The 17,243-nt window shown below is 54.4% G+C and carries 14 protein-coding genes; 10 read left to right on the top strand and 4 right to left on the bottom strand.

Going from position 1 to position 17,243, the window contains the following annotated elements:
- The first annotated feature begins 43 nt into the window (after positions 1–43).
- The 3 genes from mazG (at position 44) to eno (ending at position 4,077) form a co-directional block, all read left to right on the top strand.
- Positions 44–835: a nucleoside triphosphate pyrophosphohydrolase gene (gene mazG, locus QE396_RS21675; RefSeq protein ID WP_020883805.1), complete on the top strand. Its 792-nt coding sequence runs from the start codon at positions 44–46 to the stop codon at positions 833–835.
- Between the two features lie 223 nt (positions 836–1,058).
- Positions 1,059–2,696 carry a glutamine hydrolyzing CTP synthase gene (pyrG, locus tag QE396_RS21680; protein WP_014171412.1) on the top strand — a complete coding sequence of 546 codons (1,638 nt, stop codon included), beginning with the start codon at positions 1,059–1,061 and terminating at the stop codon, positions 2,694–2,696.
- Between the two features lie 82 nt (positions 2,697–2,778).
- Positions 2,779–4,077 carry a phosphopyruvate hydratase gene (eno, locus tag QE396_RS21685; protein ID WP_014885045.1) on the top strand — a complete coding sequence of 433 codons (1,299 nt, stop codon included), beginning with the start codon at positions 2,779–2,781 and terminating at the stop codon, positions 4,075–4,077.
- A 51-nt stretch (positions 4,078–4,128) separates the two neighbouring features.
- Here the strand turns inward: eno and QE396_RS21690 are convergent, their stop codons facing one another.
- Both QE396_RS21690 and QE396_RS21695 read right to left on the bottom strand, forming a co-directional pair.
- On the bottom strand, positions 4,129–5,238 hold the full coding sequence (locus QE396_RS21690; RefSeq protein WP_020883806.1) for an SDR family oxidoreductase: 1,110 nt from the start codon (positions 5,236–5,238) through the stop codon (positions 4,129–4,131).
- Positions 5,239–5,597: 359 nt separating this feature from the next.
- On the bottom strand, positions 5,598–6,422 hold the full coding sequence (locus QE396_RS21695; protein ID WP_020883807.1) for a MurR/RpiR family transcriptional regulator: 825 nt from the start codon (positions 6,420–6,422) through the stop codon (positions 5,598–5,600).
- Between the two features lie 166 nt (positions 6,423–6,588).
- On the opposite strand from QE396_RS21695, the gene QE396_RS21700 reads away from it, so the two are divergent.
- From QE396_RS21700 to queE, 3 genes are read left to right on the top strand one after another with little or no spacing between them, the layout of a single operon-like run.
- A complete protein-coding gene (locus tag QE396_RS21700) occupies positions 6,589–8,148 on the top strand; it encodes a maltose/glucose-specific PTS transporter subunit IIC (protein ID WP_020883808.1) in 1,560 nt (519 codons plus the stop codon).
- Entirely contained in the window at positions 8,148–8,855 is a 708-nt protein-coding gene (locus tag QE396_RS21705) for an N-acetylmannosamine-6-phosphate 2-epimerase (protein ID WP_020883809.1), read from the top strand. Before QE396_RS21700 ends, QE396_RS21705 begins: the two co-directional genes overlap by 1 nt.
- 54 nt (positions 8,856–8,909) lie before the next feature.
- Positions 8,910–9,581, top strand: coding sequence for a 7-carboxy-7-deazaguanine synthase QueE (gene queE, locus QE396_RS21710; protein ID WP_020883810.1), 672 nt, complete (start codon positions 8,910–8,912; stop codon positions 9,579–9,581).
- A 28-nt stretch (positions 9,582–9,609) separates the two neighbouring features.
- On the opposite strand, the gene queD is transcribed toward queE, so the two are convergent.
- Positions 9,610–9,972 carry a 6-carboxytetrahydropterin synthase QueD gene (gene queD / locus QE396_RS21715; RefSeq protein WP_014171404.1) on the bottom strand — a complete coding sequence of 121 codons (363 nt, stop codon included), beginning with the start codon at positions 9,970–9,972 and terminating at the stop codon, positions 9,610–9,612.
- Positions 9,973–10,278: 306 nt separating this feature from the next.
- Between queD and cysJ the strand changes: the two genes are divergently transcribed.
- Genes cysJ through cysH form a run of 3 tightly spaced genes read left to right on the top strand, consistent with a single transcriptional unit; the run spans position 10,279 to position 14,546 of the window.
- Positions 10,279–12,084, top strand: a complete 1,806-nt coding sequence (gene cysJ / locus QE396_RS21720) for an NADPH-dependent assimilatory sulfite reductase flavoprotein subunit (protein WP_020883811.1) — start codon at positions 10,279–10,281, stop codon at positions 12,082–12,084.
- A complete protein-coding gene (gene cysI / locus QE396_RS21725; RefSeq protein ID WP_020883812.1) occupies positions 12,084–13,796 on the top strand; it encodes an assimilatory sulfite reductase (NADPH) hemoprotein subunit in 1,713 nt (570 codons plus the stop codon). Before cysJ ends, cysI begins: the two co-directional genes overlap by 1 nt.
- Before the next feature lie 15 nt (positions 13,797–13,811).
- Positions 13,812–14,546, top strand: coding sequence for a phosphoadenosine phosphosulfate reductase (cysH, locus tag QE396_RS21730; RefSeq protein ID WP_014171401.1), 735 nt, complete (start codon positions 13,812–13,814; stop codon positions 14,544–14,546).
- 54 nt (positions 14,547–14,600) lie between these two features.
- Here the strand turns inward: cysH and QE396_RS21735 are convergent, their stop codons facing one another.
- Positions 14,601–15,644 (bottom strand): aminopeptidase, encoded by a 1,044-nt coding sequence (locus tag QE396_RS21735; protein WP_020883813.1) that lies wholly within the window; start codon positions 15,642–15,644, stop codon positions 14,601–14,603.
- A gap of 246 nt (positions 15,645–15,890) precedes the next feature.
- On the opposite strand from QE396_RS21735, the gene cysG reads away from it, so the two are divergent.
- Positions 15,891–17,240, top strand: a complete 1,350-nt coding sequence (cysG, locus tag QE396_RS21740) for a siroheme synthase CysG (RefSeq protein ID WP_217193211.1) — start codon at positions 15,891–15,893, stop codon at positions 17,238–17,240.
- The last annotated feature ends 3 nt before the right edge of the window (positions 17,241–17,243 follow it).

The following is a 17,243-nucleotide window of genomic DNA, read 5'->3' on the forward strand; positions in this document are numbered from 1 at the left end:
GCGTAGCCTTTACCCGGCATTTATTTTTAATCAGGACAGAATTATGACCCAAATCGACCGCCTGCTTGGCATCATGAAACGCCTGCGCGATCCGGAAAACGGCTGCCCGTGGGACAAAGAGCAGACTTTCGCCACCATCGCCCCGTACACCCTCGAAGAGACCTATGAAGTGCTTGACGCCATTTCACGCGAGGATTTTGACGACCTGCGTGGCGAACTGGGTGACCTGCTGTTCCAGGTGGTGTTCTATGCGCAAATGGCGCAGGAAGAGGGGCGTTTTAACTTCGAGGACATCTGCGCTGCCATCAGCGACAAACTGGAACGCCGTCATCCGCATATCTTTAGCGATGCCACCGCAGGTGATAGCGCGGAAGTGCTGGCGCGCTGGGAACAGATTAAAAGCGCCGAGCGCGCGGAGAAATCCCAGCACTCGGCACTGGATGACATTCCCCTGAACCTGCCTGCGCTGATGCGGGCGCATAAAATTCAGAAACGCTGCTCCGCGGTTGGCTTTGACTGGACGTCTCTTGGCCCGGTGCTGGAAAAAGTGCATGAAGAGATCGACGAAGTGATGCACGAAGCGCAACAGGCCGTGGTAGATGAAGCAAAGCTTGAAGAAGAGATGGGCGATTTGCTGTTCGCGACCGTCAACCTTTCTCGCCATCTGGGTGTAAAAGCGGAAACCGCCCTGCAAAAAGCCAACATTAAGTTCGAACGACGCTTTCGCGAAGTTGAGCGGATTGTGGCCTCGCGCGGCCTGGAAATGAGCGGAATTGACCTCGATGCGATGGAAGAAGTCTGGCAAGAAGTAAAACGCCAGGAAACTGATCTCTAACGAAATTTTGCGATCAAGCGCAATTTGTGTGATTTTTTAAATGACAAGCGCTTGATTTGCGTCAAAAACATTTACCCAAAAGGGGCTATTTTCTCACTCCTTATGTTTGTCATTGGCTGAACAGGAGACGGAGAATGAAAGTTTGTGGCGCTCGCCGTGTTCGGGTATACTACTTTCCCGTCCTGGTTATTCCATCGTTTCACCCTAACTTCTCAGGTTCAGCATGACAACGAACTATATTTTTGTGACCGGCGGGGTCGTATCCTCTCTGGGTAAAGGCATTGCCGCAGCCTCCCTCGCAGCCATTCTTGAAGCCCGTGGCCTCAATGTGACCATGATGAAACTGGATCCGTACATCAACGTCGATCCGGGCACCATGAGTCCAATCCAACACGGGGAAGTGTTCGTTACTGAAGACGGCGCTGAAACCGATCTGGATCTTGGCCACTACGAGCGTTTCATCCGCACTAAAATGACCCGTCGTAACAACTTCACGACAGGCCGCATCTACTCCGACGTTCTGCGTAAAGAGCGCCGTGGTGATTATCTTGGTGCTACCGTTCAGGTTATCCCACACATCACTAACGCTATCAAAGAACGCATTATTGCGGGCGGCGAAGGCCACGACGTGGTGCTGGTTGAAATCGGCGGTACCGTGGGTGATATCGAATCCCTGCCATTCCTGGAAGCGATTCGTCAGCTGGCGGTTGATATTGGCCGTGAAAACGCGCTGTTCATGCACCTGACGCTGGTGCCTTACATGGCAGCCGCAGGTGAAGTGAAAACCAAACCTACTCAGCACTCCGTTAAAGAGTTGCTCTCCATCGGTATTCAGCCAGACATCCTGGTTTGCCGTTCCGATCGCGCGGTTCCGGCGAACGAACGCGCGAAAATTGCATTGTTCTGTAACGTGCCGGAAAAAGCCGTTATTTCAATGAAAGATGTCGATTCCATTTATAAAATCCCGGGCCTGTTGAAATCACAGGGCCTGGACGATTATATTTGTAAACGATTCAGCTTGAACTGTCCGGAAGCTAACCTGTCTGAATGGGAACAGGTTATTTACGAAGAAGCGAATCCGGCTGGCGAAGTGACTATCGGCATGGTTGGCAAGTACATTGAACTGCCAGATGCCTATAAGTCAGTTATCGAAGCGCTGAAACACGGTGGTCTGAAGAACCGCGTCTCCGTTAACATCAAGCTGATTGATTCGCAGGATGTTGAAACGCGTGGCGTTGAAATTCTGAAAGATCTGGATGCGATCCTTATCCCTGGCGGCTTCGGCTACCGTGGTGTAGAAGGCAAGATCGCCACCGCACGCTATGCGCGTGAAAACAATATTCCATACCTCGGTATCTGCCTGGGTATGCAGGTTGCGCTGATCGAATTTGCGCGCAACGTAGCGGGAATGGAAAACGCGAACTCTACGGAATTTGTGCCAGACTGTAAGTACCCTGTCGTGGCGCTTATCACTGAATGGCGCGACGAAGAAGGTAACGTCGAAGTCCGTACCGAGAAGAGCGACCTGGGTGGCACGATGCGTCTTGGCGCACAGGCCTGCCAGCTGTCCGACGATAGCGTCGTTCGCAAGCTGTATGGCGAGCCGGTTATCACCGAACGTCATCGTCACCGCTATGAAGTCAACAACATGTTGTTGAAACAAATTGAAGCTGCGGGTCTGCGTGTTGCGGGCCGCTCCGGGGATGATCAGTTAGTCGAGATCATCGAAGTGCCAAACCATCCGTGGTTTGTCGCCTGCCAGTTCCACCCGGAATTTACTTCAACGCCACGTGACGGGCATCCGCTGTTTGCAGGCTTTGTGAAAGCCGCCAGCGATTACCAGAAGCGTCAGGCGAAGTAAAAAAAGTTAGAACGGCAACGCGTACCTCTGGTACGCGTTGTTTGTCTGGAGTTTTAGTTTAACTTGTACTGAGGAAAATCTAATGTCCAAAATCGTTAAAGTCATCGGTCGTGAAATCATCGACTCCCGTGGTAACCCGACCGTTGAAGCCGAAGTTCACCTGGAAGGTGGTTTCGTCGGTATGGCAGCTGCTCCGTCAGGTGCTTCTACTGGTTCCCGCGAAGCGCTGGAACTGCGCGATGGCGACAAATCCCGTTTCATGGGCAAAGGCGTACTGAAAGCTGTTGGCGCCGTAAACGGCCCTATTGCTCAGGCAATCATTGGCAAAGACGCTAAAGACCAGGCTGGCATCGACAAGATCATGATCGATCTGGACGGTACTGAAAACAAATCTAACTTCGGTGCTAACGCAATCCTGGCTGTTTCCCTGGCGAACGCCAAAGCTGCAGCGGCTGCTAAAGGTATGCCACTGTTCGAACACATCGCTGAACTGAACGGCACTCCAGGCAAATACTCCATGCCTGTACCGATGATGAACATCATCAACGGTGGTGAGCACGCAGACAACAACGTTGATATTCAGGAATTTATGATTCAGCCAGTTGGCGCGAAATCCCTGAAAGAAGCAGTACGTATGGGTTCTGAAGTGTTCCACAACCTGGCTAAAGTTCTGAAAGCTAAAGGTATGAACACTGCTGTTGGTGACGAAGGTGGCTATGCGCCAAACCTGGGTTCTAACGCAGAAGCACTGGCTGTTATCGCTGAAGCGGTTAAAGCAGCAGGCTACGAGCTGGGCAAAGACATCACTCTGGCGATGGACTGTGCAGCGTCTGAATTCTACAAAGACGGTAAATACGTTCTGGCTGGCGAAGGCAACAAAGCGTTCACCTCTGAAGAGTTCACTCACTTCCTGGAAGACCTGACCAAACAGTACCCAATCGTTTCTATCGAAGACGGTCTGGACGAATCTGACTGGGATGGCTTCGCATACCAGACTAAAGTACTGGGCGACAAAATCCAGCTGGTGGGTGACGACCTGTTCGTGACCAACACCAAGATCCTGAAAGAAGGCATCGAGAAAGGCATCGTTAACTCCATCCTGATCAAATTCAACCAGATCGGTTCTCTGACCGAAACGCTGGCTGCGATCAAAATGGCGAAAGACGCTGGCTACACCGCTGTTATCTCTCACCGTTCTGGCGAAACTGAAGACGCTACCATCGCTGACCTGGCTGTTGGTACCGCGGCTGGCCAGATCAAGACCGGTTCTATGAGCCGTTCTGACCGTGTTGCTAAATACAACCAGCTGATTCGTATCGAAGAAGCACTGGGCGAAAAAGCACCATACAACGGTCGTAAAGAGATCAAAGGCCAGGCATAATCGCTAAGCCTTAAAATGAAAATGCCAGTCGCAAGACTGGCATTTTTTAGGCTATTTAAAATCGACCGCCATTTGTTCCGGAATGGTCAGCCCCTGAGTGGTTTGCACGCAGCGGGCAATATAGTCCGTAAAGCGGGGTGGCTTAGGCATGCCCATGCTAAGCAGCTTATCATTGCTGAAGCGCACGTTGAGTGTGGCAAAAGCACCGTATAAACGCATTGCTTTCAGCATCAGGCGCTCGTTGCACGGCCCAAAAATATCCTTCAGTTCGCGGCGCATTCTGACCAGCGTTTCGTAACTCACCTGGGCGTATCGATCTCCGACAGGGGCTTTCTCCAGCGCCTGCGCCATTGCCTTATCAATATCAGCAAAGCGAACGCTGTTCTCTTCCCCGGCAGAAATATGTACCACTTCCCCTGAACGTGCATTACTGGTAAGCAGCATTAACAGCGCGTCGGCACAATAGTCCACCGGAACGACATCGATTTTGTCTTCCATCGAACACATGAATTTTTGCAGCATTAACCCCATGCTAAAGACCCAGAAAATACTGCTTGAAGGTGTGCAGCCGTGACGGGTATGGCCGACGACGATAGACGGGCGGGCGATGAGCAGCGGCAGGTCAGGACAGTGCTGGCGCATCAGCTGTTCAATGGTGGATTTCGAATAGGTATATTCCACCAGATGCTCGGCGTTCTCTCTGAATTCTGCACTTTCGGCGACCAGCGAATCCTGCTCCGGCGTGCAGGACATCGCCGTGCCAACGTGCAGGAAGCGCTGTAGGGTCGACACCCGTTCCATGCGGCGCGCCAGCGCCAGGGTTCCCTCGACGTTCACCTTCCAGATAAGCGGGTTGTTGCCAAATGACGCGACGGCCGCGCAGTTAACGACATGCGTCACCTGTTCAAGGCGCGGATCGTTCAGGAAGGCTTCCGGCTGGCTGAGATCACCAATGAGGATATTCTCCACGCTCAGCGAGGCCAGTGCATGCTCAGGCACGTTGAACTTACGCATATTCTCCTGCACTCGCGCCAGCCCACCTTGCGGGTCACTGGCGCGCGCAAGCAGAAGTAAATTTACGGCGCTTTCGCCGGTCAGGATTTTTTCAAGTACTGCACCACCCAGAAATCCGGTCACGCCTGTAATCAGTAAGGTTTTCATTGATACCGTCTCATTATGATTGATGAGGCGGATTGTAGGCGGGCGAAAGTAAACGGCGTTTAAATAAAAAAATGGGCAGCCTTACCGTTTCTTAAGCTTATTTTAAGGTAAGGAATTCAGGGGGTGAGATTGGACATTGCAGGAGGGAAGAAAATTCAATTTATAAAGATATTTATTTTAAATTACTGATTTATATATTATTAATGTGCTTCCTGTGTCGTGGGAATATTAAGTCAAAATGTAATTATAAAAATACTTTGTAACATCATTCATTGATGCGGTAAATAATTTAACGGATGCTTAAGTACACTTAAAATAACGAACTCGCAGGCTATTGATATATAGCCTGCGAAGGTTTTTTACAGCAACAGCGGAAGCGTTGCGCTGGCGGTTTGTTGGCTGACCTCGCCGTAATGACCGTCTATTGCAATAAGGGAGTGGGTAAGCAACTCGACCAGCAACATAACGCCCACTTTGGCATTGAGTGCGCCTGCGCTAAGAGGCCCCTCGGGTTTGGCTGCAACCAGTAGCATATCGCTCAGGGACGCCAGCGGGCTACGCGGCGTATTGCTGAGCGCCAGCACGGGGACGCCACGTTTGCGCGCAAGTTTTACGACGTGAAGTAAATCCCGCGTTGAGCCTGAACTGGAGATGGCTACCACCAGCGACGCTTTAGAGAGGGTGGTCGCATTCATGGCTGCACGGTGCATATCGCTGAAGAGCTGCACAGGTTTGCCCAGGCGCAACAGCTTATAATGCAGATACTCGCCGAGGATCGCACTGGCAGCGACCCCATAAATCTGGACTGACTGCGCCTGATGCAGTGCCTGCGCCGCCTTTTCCAGCAGCGCTCTGTCGAGCAGTCTGGCGGTATCCTGCAGAGCCTGTACAGACTCTTCCACTACGCTATCAATTTCATCCCCGGCCTGACGCTCTGGCTGACCCTGCTGAATGTCCAGCGCAAGTGCCATTTTGAATTCCGTGTACCCCTTACAGCCCAGCGTGCGGCAAAGACGCGTCACGCTGGCTTCGCTGGTATGACTTTCGCGCGCCAGCTCAGTGATCGTCAGGTAAAGCACCCGGGCAGGATCGTTGAGGACAAACTCACCCAGTTTTCGTTGTGTTGGGCTGTACCCGGAAGCCTCCTGGCGTAGCTTCAGCAGCAGGTTTTCATGGTCTGACATGCGAGATCCTTAATGCATTCTTCTGTCGACTAGTGTGGCGGAAAGCGGGGGAAAGATGCCAGTCATTTCGAAAAAGTATGATCGTCCTCCTGGTTATTGATGATAATTTTCACTATTAATAATTAATGTGGTAAAAATTTTCATCTATACACGAGGGGATGAAAAAATGATGCAAATGTTCAGTGGGGCTTCTTCTGGCGGATGGTTTGAGAAAGCGCAGCGCTTTGGCAAATCATTTATGTTGCCCATCGCCGTCTTGCCCGCGGCGGGTTTGTTGCTGGGGATTGGAGGCGCGTTATCAAACCCCAATACCCTCACGGCCTACCCGTTTTTAGATGTTGCGTGGCTGCAGGCCATCTTTACCATTATGAGCAGTGCCGGTTCGATTGTGTTCGCCAACCTCTCGGTGCTGTTTGCTGTCGGGGTCGCCGTCGGGCTGGCAAAAAATGATAAAGGAACCGCGGGGCTGGCGGCATTGCTCGCTTTTCTGGTGATGAATGCCACCATCAATGCGCTGCTGATCCTGACCGGAAAACTGGCGCTTGAGAACCCGGGTGCCGTAGGGCAGGGAATGACGCTGGGGATCCAGACGCTGGAAACCGGCGTATTTGGTGGGGTCGTCATCGGGCTTGTGACCTGCGCGTTACATCATCGGTTCAATAAGATCGCGCTTCCGCAGTTCCTGGGTTTCTTTGGCGGCTCACGTTTTGTACCGATCGTCAGCTCGCTGGCGGCAATACTTGTCGGGGCATTAATGACCGTCATCTGGCCGCATTTCCAGAAGCTGATCTTCGGTCTGGGCGGGCTTGTGGATGCCACCGGTTATCTGGGGACGATGCTGTACGGTTTCATTTTGCGCATGCTCGGGCCGTTTGGTTTACACCACATCTTCTATCTTCCCTTCTGGACGACCGCGCTTGGCGGCAGCGAGATCGTTAACGGTCAGTTGGTTGAAGGTACGCAGCGGATCTTCTTCGCCCAGCTTGCCGACCCGACAACACGCCAGTTTTATGAAGGCACGTCGCGTTTCATGTCCGGACGCTTCATCACGATGATGTTTGGTCTGCTGGGTGCCTGCCTCGCGATGTACCACACGGCAAAACCGGAGAACAAAAAACGCGTCGCGGGGCTGTTACTTTCGGCGGCATTGACCTCGTTCCTGACGGGGATTACTGAACCTATTGAGTTCTCATTCCTTTTTGTTGCTCCTGTGCTGTACGTCATTCACGCCCTGTTTGACGGGCTGGCGTTTATGCTCGCCCATATTTTACACATCACTATCGGGCAAACCTTCTCAGGCGGTTTTATCGACTTCGTGCTGTTCGGCATTCTCCAGGGCGAGGCCAAAACCCACTGGATGTTCGTACCGCTGGTAGGGGTGCCGTGGTTCTTCCTTTATTACTTTACGTTCCGTTATCTGATTAATCGCTTTGATTTTGCCACGCCGGGGCGTGAGAAAGAGGCGATGGCGGATGAAGTGACCTTTTCGCAGAGCGAGCGTGCCGTTGCAGTGATCGCCGGGTTAGGTGGCAAAGACAATCTCGAAGAGGTGGACTGCTGCGCGACGCGTCTTCGCGTCACGGTGAAGGATGGCAGCAAAGTGAATGAATCGGCGCTGAAAGCGACCGGCGCGCGCGGCGTTATCGTCCGCGGCAACGGTGTTCAGGTCATTTATGGGCCGCATGTCACGATTATTAAAAACGAAGTGGAAGAGATCTTATCGTAATGAAAACTGTACTGGATAACCTGAAGGGAAAATTGGTCGTCTCCTGCCAGGCGCTGGAGAATGAACCTCTGCATAGCGCGTTTATTATGTCACGAATAGCGCTGGCCGCCGCGCAGGGTGGGGCGGCAGCGATCCGTGCCAATAGCGTGGTGGATATCGAAGCCATCAAGCAGCAGGTAGCTCTGCCGGTTATCGGCATCATCAAACGCGATTATCCGGATAGTGAGGTGTTTATCACCGCCACGATGAAAGAGGTGGATGAGCTGATGACGGTTTCTCCGGAAATCATTGCCCTGGATGCGACTGCGCGACAGCGCCCTGGCGGCGAAGACCTGGCGACGCTGGTCGCGCATATCCGCACGCGGTACCCGTCGGTACGCCTGATGGCGGATATTTCCACAACAGAAGAGGCCGTGACGGCGCAGGCGCTGGGTTTTGATTGTGTGGGGACCACGCTTTACGGTTATACGACAGAAACCGCAGGCCATGCGCTACCGGACAATGACTGCGCGTTTCTGAAAGAGGTGCTGGCTGCCGTCGACATTCCCGTGGTGGCCGAAGGCAACGTTGATACACCTGAACGGGCGGCGAGGTGCCTGGAACTTGGTGCCTTTATGGTCGTTGTCGGCGGGGCCATCACCCGTCCACAGCAAATTACTGCACGGTTTATGGCAGCGATTGGCGCTCAAAGCACCGATGGAGCATGACCATCTGACGGGGATCTGCGATACTTATCGTTTATCCCCTTAACTGAGATGACTATGCAGTACCCGATTAACGAGATGTTCCAGACCCTGCAAGGCGAGGGTTACTTTACCGGCGTTCCCGCCATCTTTATTCGATTACAGGGATGCCCGGTTGGCTGTGCCTGGTGTGATACCAAACATACGTGGGATAAACTCGCAGATCGGGAAGTGTCGCTGTTTAGCATTCTGGCTAAAACCAAAGAGAGCGATAAGTGGGGCGCGGGAAGTGCAGAAGATCTGCTGGCGATCATTGGCCGTCAGGGCTGGACGGCGCGCCACGTGGTGATTACCGGGGGTGAACCCTGCATCCACGACCTGACGCCGCTGACCGAGCTGCTCGAAAAGAACGGCTACAGCTGTCAGATTGAAACCAGCGGCACGCATGAAGTGCGCTGTTCTCACACCACCTGGGTGACGGTTTCGCCGAAAGTTAACATGCGCGGCGGCTACGATGTACTCTCTCAGGCGCTGGAGCGTGCTGATGAGATCAAACACCCGGTTGGCCGCGTGCGTGATATCGAAGCGCTGGATGAACTGCTCGCCACGCTGACGGATGAAAAGCAGCGGATCATCGCGCTGCAGCCTATCAGCCAGAAAGAGGATGCCACGCGCCTGTGTATTGAAACCTGTATTGCCCGCAACTGGCGGCTGTCGATGCAGACGCACAAGTACCTGAACATCGCCTAAAAAAAAGCCCGGATATTCCGGGCTTTTTTTACTCACCGCGATAGATACAGCCCGCGGTGCAGGTCTCTTTGATCATCACCGCGCTCAGCAGAGGCACCTGCGGTTTCATCTGATCCCAAATCCATTTAGCCAGCACTTCACTGGTCGGGTTTTCAAGGCCCGGGATATCATTCAGATAGTAGTGATCCAGACGATCGTAGGTCGGTTTGAATGCCGCCTTCAGCTCGGCAAAGTCCATGATCCAACCGGTATGCGGATCGACGTCACCGGTTATCTCAAGACGCACCATAAACGAGTGCCCGTGCAGACGGCCACATTTATGCCCTTCAGGAACATGCGGAAGGTGGTGGGCGGCTTCGAAGGTGAAATCTTTAAACAGTGTGGTGGACATTATTGCTCTCAGTAATGCGGAAAAAACCGCCGCATAGTACCGGAAAGCACAATTTTTATCATTAACTAAAACGGCTCTGTTGCCGCAACGTGGTGCATACGAGAAAGGACTACCGTTTTATTAATAAATTTCAATGCGTTAGTTAATCGTTTTTATCGTTAAGAACGATAACTAAAACAGGTTAGTCCATTTGGTTATTTATTATTTCCATCCCTTCTTTAATTGTTATTATCCTCGCCGTTAACCTTATCTTCAGTTTGGATTTATTCGCTTAAAGTCCGCTTGGCTACTGGAACATAACGACGCATGACAACACAGGCCCCACCTTCAAATTTGCTTCCCCTGAACCCGGAGCAACTGGCGCGCCTTCAGGCTGCCACCTCTGATTTTTCTCCCACCCAGCTTGCCTGGGTCTCCGGCTATTTCTGGGGAATGCTTAACCAGCAACCGGGCGCTGTGGCTGCTGCACCGGCAACTGCGGTAGAAATTCCGGCGATTACGCTGATTTCTGCCTCGCAGACGGGCAATGCTCGCCGTGTGGCCGAAGCGCTGCGCGACGACCTGCTGGCCGCCAAACTGAACGTGAACCTGGTGAACGCCGGGGACTATAAATTTAAACAGATCGCGTCCGAAAAACTGCTGGTGGTGGTGGCTTCAACCCAGGGTGAGGGTGAGCCGGCTGAAGAAGCGGTGGCCCTGCATAAGTTCCTGTTCTCGAAAAAAGCCCCAAAACTGAACGGGACGGCGTTCGCCGTGTTTGGCCTGGGCGACACCTCCTACGAATTTTTCTGCCAGTCCGGTAAAGATTTCGACAGCAAACTGGCGGAACTGGGCGCTGAGCGCCTGCTGGACCGCGTTGATGCGGATGTGGAATACCAGACCGCCGCCGCTGAATGGCGTGCGCGCATCGTTGACGTGCTGAAAGCACGCGTGCCAAAAGAGACGCCAGCGCAGGCTGCCGTCACCGCGGCGGGTGCAGTCAATGATATTCACACCAGCCCGTATACCAAAGAGGCACCGCTGGCAGCGAGCCTGGCGGTTAATCAGAAAATTACCGGTCGCGCCTCTGAGAAAGACGTGCGGCATATTGAAATCGATCTCGGTGATTCCGGTCTGCGTTACCAGCCGGGCGATGCACTTGGGATCTGGTACCAGAACGATCCGGCGCTGGTTAAAGAGCTGGTCGAACTGCTGTGGCTGAAAGGCGATGAGCCTGTCACCGTCGACGGTAACACGCAGCCGCTTTCTGAGGCGCTGCAGTGGCATTTCGAGCTGACGGTCAACACGCCAAACATCGTTGAAAATTACGCCACCTTAACGCGCAGTGAATCGCTGCTGCCTCTGGTGGGGGATAAGGCGAAGCTGCAGCATTACGCCGCGACGACGCCGATTGTCGATATGGTGCGTTTCTCTCCGGCACAGCTGGATGCGGATGCGCTAATCGGCCTGCTGCGTCCGCTGACGCCGCGCCTCTACTCCATTGCCTCTTCGCAGGCCGAAGTGGAGAGCGAAGTGCATATCACCGTGGGCGTGGTGCGTTATGACATCGAAGGCCGTGCCCGTGCGGGCGGGGCATCAAGCTTCCTGGCCGATCGCGTGGAGGAAGATGGTGAAGTGCGCGTGTTTATCGAGCACAACGACAACTTCCGTCTGCCTGCGAACCCGGAAACACCGGTCATCATGATTGGGCCGGGGACCGGTATTGCACCATTCCGCGCCTTTATGCAGCAGCGCGCTGCAGATGAGGCGCCGGGTAAAAACTGGTTGTTCTTCGGCAACCCGCACTTTACGGAAGATTTCCTCTACCAGGTTGAGTGGCAGCGTTACGTCAAAGAAGGCGTCCTGACGCGCATCGACCTGGCCTGGTCCCGCGATCAGCAAGAAAAAGTATACGTACAAGACAAACTGCGCGAACAGGGCGCAGAGCTGTGGCGCTGGATCAATGACGGTGCCCACATTTATGTCTGCGGCGACGCCAATCGCATGGCGAAAGACGTTGAGCAGGCATTGCTGGAAGTGATTGCCGAATTCGGCGGTATGGATGCCGAAACGGCGGATGAATTTTTAAGTGAGCTGCGCGTTGAGCGCCGTTATCAGCGAGATGTCTACTAATGAGCGAAAAACATCCAGGGCCACTGGTGGTCGAAGGTAAACTGACAGACGCCGAGCGCATGAAGCTGGAAAGCAACTATCTGCGCGGCACCATTGCTGAAGATCTGAATGACGGTCTCACCGGCGGCTTTAAAGGCGACAACTTTCTGCTGATCCGTTTCCACGGTATGTATCAGCAGGACGACCGTGATATCCGCGCCGAACGTGCAGAACAGAAGCTGGAGCCGCGTCATGCGATGCTGCTGCGCTGCCGTCTTCCGGGCGGGGTGATCACCACGAAACAGTGGCAGGCGATCGATAAGTTTGCGGGTGAAAATACCCTTTATGGCAGCATCCGTCTGACCAACCGTCAGACCTTCCAGTTCCACGGCATTCTGAAGAAGAACGTGAAGCCGGTACACCAGATGCTGCACTCTGTCGGGCTGGACGCGCTGGCCACGGCCAACGACATGAACCGTAACGTGCTCTGCACCTCGAACCCGTACGAGTCCGAGCTGCACGCCGAAGCCTATGAGTGGGCGAAGAAGATCTCTGAGCACCTGCTGCCACGCACCCGCGCCTATGCGGAGATCTGGCTCGATCAGGAAAAAGTGGCCACCACCGACGAAGAACCGATCCTCGGCCAGACCTATCTGCCGCGTAAGTTCAAAACCACCGTGGTGATCCCGCCGCAGAACGATATCGATCTGCACGCCAACGACATGAACTTCGTGGCGATTGCCGAAAATGGCAAGCTGGTGGGCTTTAACCTGCTGGTGGGCGGCGGTCTTTCCATCGAACACGGTAACAAGAAAACCTATGCCCGCACCGCAAGCGAGTTTGGTTTCCTGCCGCTGGAGCACACGCTGGCCGTGGCTGAAGCGGTTGTCACCACGCAGCGCGACTGGGGTAACCGTACGGACCGTAAAAACGCGAAAACCAAATACACCCTGGAGCGCGTGGGCGTAGAGACGTTCAAAGCGGAAGTGGAGCGTCGCGCGGGGATTAAGTTTGAGCCGATCCGTCAGTATGAATTTACGGGACGTGGCGATCGTATTGGCTGGGTTAAAGGCATCGACAATAAATGGCACCTGACGCTGTTTATTGAAAACGGCCGTATTCTTGATTATCCGGGCCGCCCGCTGAAAACCGGTCTGCTGGAAATTGCGAAGATCCATAAAGGTGAATTCCGTATCACCGCTAACCAGAACCTGATCGTTGCCGGCGTGCCGGAAAGCCAGAAAGCGAAGATTGAGAAACTGGCGCGCGACCATGGGTTGATGGACGCGGTGAAGCCGCAGCGTGAAAACTCAATGGCCTGCGTGTCGTTCCCGACCTGCCCGCTGGCGATGGCGGAAGCAGAACGTTTCCTGCCGTCATTCACCGATAAGGTGGAAGCGATTCTGGAAAAACACGGTATTCCGGACGAGCATATTGTTATGCGTGTCACCGGCTGCCCGAACGGCTGTGGCCGTGCGATGCTGGCCGAGCTGGGTCTGGTGGGTAAAGCGCCGGGTCGCTATAACCTGCACCTCGGCGGCAACCGTATCGGAACGCGTATTCCACGCATGTTCCGTGAGAACATCACCGAGCCGGAAATTCTTGATTCTATCGACGAGCTTGTCGGGCGCTGGGCGAAAGAGCGCGAAGCGGGTGAAGGCTTCGGCGACTTTACGGTGCGTGCGGGCATTATTCGCCCGGTGCTCGATCCCGCAAGGGATTTCTGGGAGTAAACACGAGAGGTAATTATGTCCGTACTCGATCTAAACGCCCTAAACGAACTGCCAAAAGTCGATCGCATTCTGGCGCTGGCAGAAACCAATGCGCAGCTTGAAAAGCTCGACGCCGAAGGCCGCGTGGCATGGGCCCTGGAAAACCTGCCGGGTGATTATGTGCTCTCGTCGAGTTTTGGTATTCAGGCAGCGGTGAGTTTGCATCTGGTGAACCAGATTCGTCCGGACATTCCGGTGATCCTGACCGATACCGGCTACCTGTTCCCGGAAACCTACCAGTTTATCGATGAGCTGACGGACAAGCTCGGGCTGAACCTGAAAGTCTACCGCGCGGAGCAAAGCGCGGCCTGGCAGGAGGCGCGGTATGGCAAACTGTGGGAACAGGGCGTTGAGGGCATTGAGAAATACAATGAGATCAACAAGGTCGAGCCGATGAACCGGGCGCTGAAAGAGCTTAACGCGCAGACCTGGTTTGCGGGGTTACGCCGCGAGCAGTCCGGAAGCCGCGCCACGCTCCCGGTGCTGGCGGTTCAGCGCGGGGTGTTTAAAGTGCTGCCGATCATCGACTGGGATAACCGTACGGTTTACCAGTACCTGCAAAAACACGGACTGAAATACCACCCGCTCTGGGACCAGGGTTATCTGTCAGTGGGCGATACCCATACCACGCGTAAATGGGAACCGGGCATGGCGGAAGAAGAGACGCGATTCTTTGGACTCAAGCGCGAGTGCGGATTGCACGAAGGGTAAATTCTGTTCCCTTTTCCCTCACCCTCTTACAAAGGGTGAGGGACATGTTCTGTTCTACGCTTTCCCAGCTTTTGCCAGCTCTTTCACCAACGGCAGCATCACTTTAACCACATCCCGACTGCGGTGTTCAACTCGCTGCGGCAGTGCGCTATCAATATGCTGCTGATTATCCAGCAGCACGTTATGCCAGCTCGTCCCGTCCGGGAAAGCCTTCGATTTCACCCGCTGCTGATAACCGTCTTTCTTACCCAGCATCCAGTTAGTGGCTTCCACGTACAGAACAGGAATGCCCGCTTTATCGAACACTTCACCATCGTTACAGCAGCCAGTTCCGCGAGGATAATCGGGATTCCCGCCCGGGTTGCTGGTGGCATACACCCCATGGCTGCGGGCAATCGCCAGCGCGCGGTCGCGCGTCAGTTTACGCACGGTACCCGGCGTACTCTGTCCGCTGTTGAAATAGAGCTTATCGCCGACGATCAGGTTATCGAGGTTAATCACCAGCAGCGTATTTTTCCTCTCCTCGGCACTCATGCGTTTCAGGAGATTCTCCGCGCCAAGTTTTCCCTCTTCTTCACCGCTGGTGGCAACGAAACGGATCCCGTATTGGGTTGGAATGTCTTTCATTCGCTCTGCCAGTTCGAGCATCACACCCAGACCCGCCGCGTTATCGTCCAGCCCCTGTAACGTCAGCCCGCCGAGATTATTGTCGGTATCGGCGTCGCTCATTGGCGCGTAGGTGTCCAGGTGCGCCATGATAATGATCTGTTCCGCCGCGCTACCTTCATGGGCCGCAATGACCGTACTGCCGGTCACGTTATGCCAGTTTTTTGTTTTATTGCGCGAGGTATAGACGTAGCGGCTGTGAAACGATCGGATATCGCTCTGGTAACCCATGTCAGCAAATTGCTGGCGAATATAATCGGCGGAAAGCATTTCCGCTGGCGTGCCGGTCATACGACCCGGAAAGACGGTCGCAATATGCCGCGCCTGCATATTCGCGATTTCACCATAGGGCTGATTTTTTGCCTGGGCCGGAAGGATAAAGCAAACGCCGAGCGCCAGGGCAGCGATACGGTGGCGCGTTGCGGAAAACATAGTGAGTCCTTAAAAACAGAGCAAAATTTTAACCCGCCTAGTATGAAACTGTGATCGACCATACACAATTTGAATTGCTCTTAAATGCCCGAAAATTCGCGTGTTAAGCACTTTTTGATCTTTGCTTTTCCACGGCGTTATTCCATTGAGTAACTACTCATTCCAATTCGTAATTTCATTCGATCTAAGCCGCCCCCTATAGTCCCACTATTCCTTGTTGTTAGTGAGTTGTAGCTTGTGGACTATCTGCCCCTTTTTGCCGCGATAAAAGACAGACCTGTGCTGGTAGTCGGCACCGGTGAGGTTGCCGATCGCAAAATCGCGTTTCTGCAGCGAGCGGGGGCGCAGGTACGGGTAGTCGACGAGGCGGATTTCGACGAGTCGCAAATCGACACCGTGGTGCTGGTGATTGCGGCAACCGATAATCGTGAGCTCAACCGCCGTATTTCAGAGGCGGCTCAGGCCCGTCACCGTCTGGTGAACGTGGTGGACGATCGGCCGCTGTGTTCGTTTATCTTCCCGTCGATTGTTGACCGTTCGCCATTGCTGGTGGCCATCTCCTCCGGCGGGACCGCGCCGGTGCTGGCACGCGTGCTGCGGGAAAAAATCGAAGCGCTTTTGCCTACCAGCCTTGGGCGGATGGCGGAGAAAGCGAGCTTCTGGCGCAACCATCTGAAAACGCGCCTGAACAGCGTGACGGAACGCCGTCGCTTCTGGGAGCGCGTGTTCCGCGGTCGATTTGCCAGCCTGATGCATGCCGGAAATGAAACGGCGGCGCAGCAGATCCTCGAAGATGAGCTGGATAACCCTGGCAGTAGCGGCGGCGAGATCATTCTGGTCGGTGCGGGGCCGGGTGATGCCGGGCTGCTGACCCTGCGCGGCCTGCAGGTGCTTCAGGATGCCGATGTGGTGTTCTATGACCATCTGGTCACCGACGGGGTGCGCGAATTGATTCGCCGTGACGCAGAACAAATCTGCGTTGGCAAACGGGCGGGCGAGCACTCTGTACCGCAGCATGACACCAACCAGATGCTGGTGGCGGCGGCAAAAGCGGGCAAAACGGTGGTGCGGCTTAAAGGTGGCGACCCGTTTATCTTTGGTCGCGGCGGGGAAGAGCTGCAGGCGGCGGCTGAAGCGGGCGTGCCGTTCCAGGTCGTCCCGGGTATCACGGCGGCTTCCGCAGTGACGGCCTACGCCGGTATACCGCTTACTCACCGCGATTACGCCCAGAGCGTGACCTTTGTCACGGGCCATTACAAGGCGGACAGCACCCCGTTTGACTGGTCGCATCTGGCCCAGAGTCGTCAGACGCTGGCTATCTATATGGGCACGATGAAGGCGGCGGACATCAGTGAACAACTTATTCAACACGGTCGAGAGGCAACCACGCCGGTCGCCGTAATTTCTCGCGGCACGCGCGTCGATCAGCATGTGGCTATCGGTACGCTACAGGATCTTGCCACCCTGGCGAAAGAGGCCCCTATGCCCGCGCTTATCGTGGTAGGGGAAGTGGTGCACCTGCACAGCACACTCGCCTGGTTTCAACATACAACAGACTCAGAGGGGTTTGGCTCCTCTGTGGTGAATCTGGCTTAAGGA

Source organism: Enterobacter sp. SORGH_AS_0287 (genome assembly GCF_031453695.1).
Classification (GTDB): Bacteria; Pseudomonadota; Gammaproteobacteria; order Enterobacterales; family Enterobacteriaceae; genus Enterobacter; species Enterobacter ludwigii.

Bases quoted from the DNA above. Each gene is read 5' to 3' on its own strand.
- QE396_RS21690 (WP_020883806.1), bottom strand. From the start codon at position 5,238: ATGAAAACCTTACTGATTACAGGCGTGACCGGATTTCTGGGTGGTGCA.
- pyrG (WP_014171412.1), top strand. From the start codon at position 1,059: ATGACAACGAACTATATTTTTGTGACCGGCGGGGTCGTATCCTCTCTG.
- cysI (WP_020883812.1), top strand. From the start codon at position 12,084: ATGAGCGAAAAACATCCAGGGCCACTGGTGGTCGAAGGTAAACTGACA.
- mazG (WP_020883805.1), top strand. From the start codon at position 44: ATGACCCAAATCGACCGCCTGCTTGGCATCATGAAACGCCTGCGCGAT.
- cysJ (WP_020883811.1), top strand. From the start codon at position 10,279: ATGACAACACAGGCCCCACCTTCAAATTTGCTTCCCCTGAACCCGGAG.
- QE396_RS21735 (WP_020883813.1), bottom strand. From the start codon at position 15,644: ATGTTTTCCGCAACGCGCCACCGTATCGCTGCCCTGGCGCTCGGCGTT.
- cysH (WP_014171401.1), top strand. From the start codon at position 13,812: ATGTCCGTACTCGATCTAAACGCCCTAAACGAACTGCCAAAAGTCGAT.
- eno (WP_014885045.1), top strand. From the start codon at position 2,779: ATGTCCAAAATCGTTAAAGTCATCGGTCGTGAAATCATCGACTCCCGT.
- QE396_RS21705 (WP_020883809.1), top strand. From the start codon at position 8,148: ATGAAAACTGTACTGGATAACCTGAAGGGAAAATTGGTCGTCTCCTGC.
- queE (WP_020883810.1), top strand. From the start codon at position 8,910: ATGCAGTACCCGATTAACGAGATGTTCCAGACCCTGCAAGGCGAGGGT.
- queD (WP_014171404.1), bottom strand. From the start codon at position 9,972: ATGTCCACCACACTGTTTAAAGATTTCACCTTCGAAGCCGCCCACCAC.
- QE396_RS21700 (WP_020883808.1), top strand. From the start codon at position 6,589: ATGATGCAAATGTTCAGTGGGGCTTCTTCTGGCGGATGGTTTGAGAAA.
- QE396_RS21695 (WP_020883807.1), bottom strand. From the start codon at position 6,422: ATGTCAGACCATGAAAACCTGCTGCTGAAGCTACGCCAGGAGGCTTCC.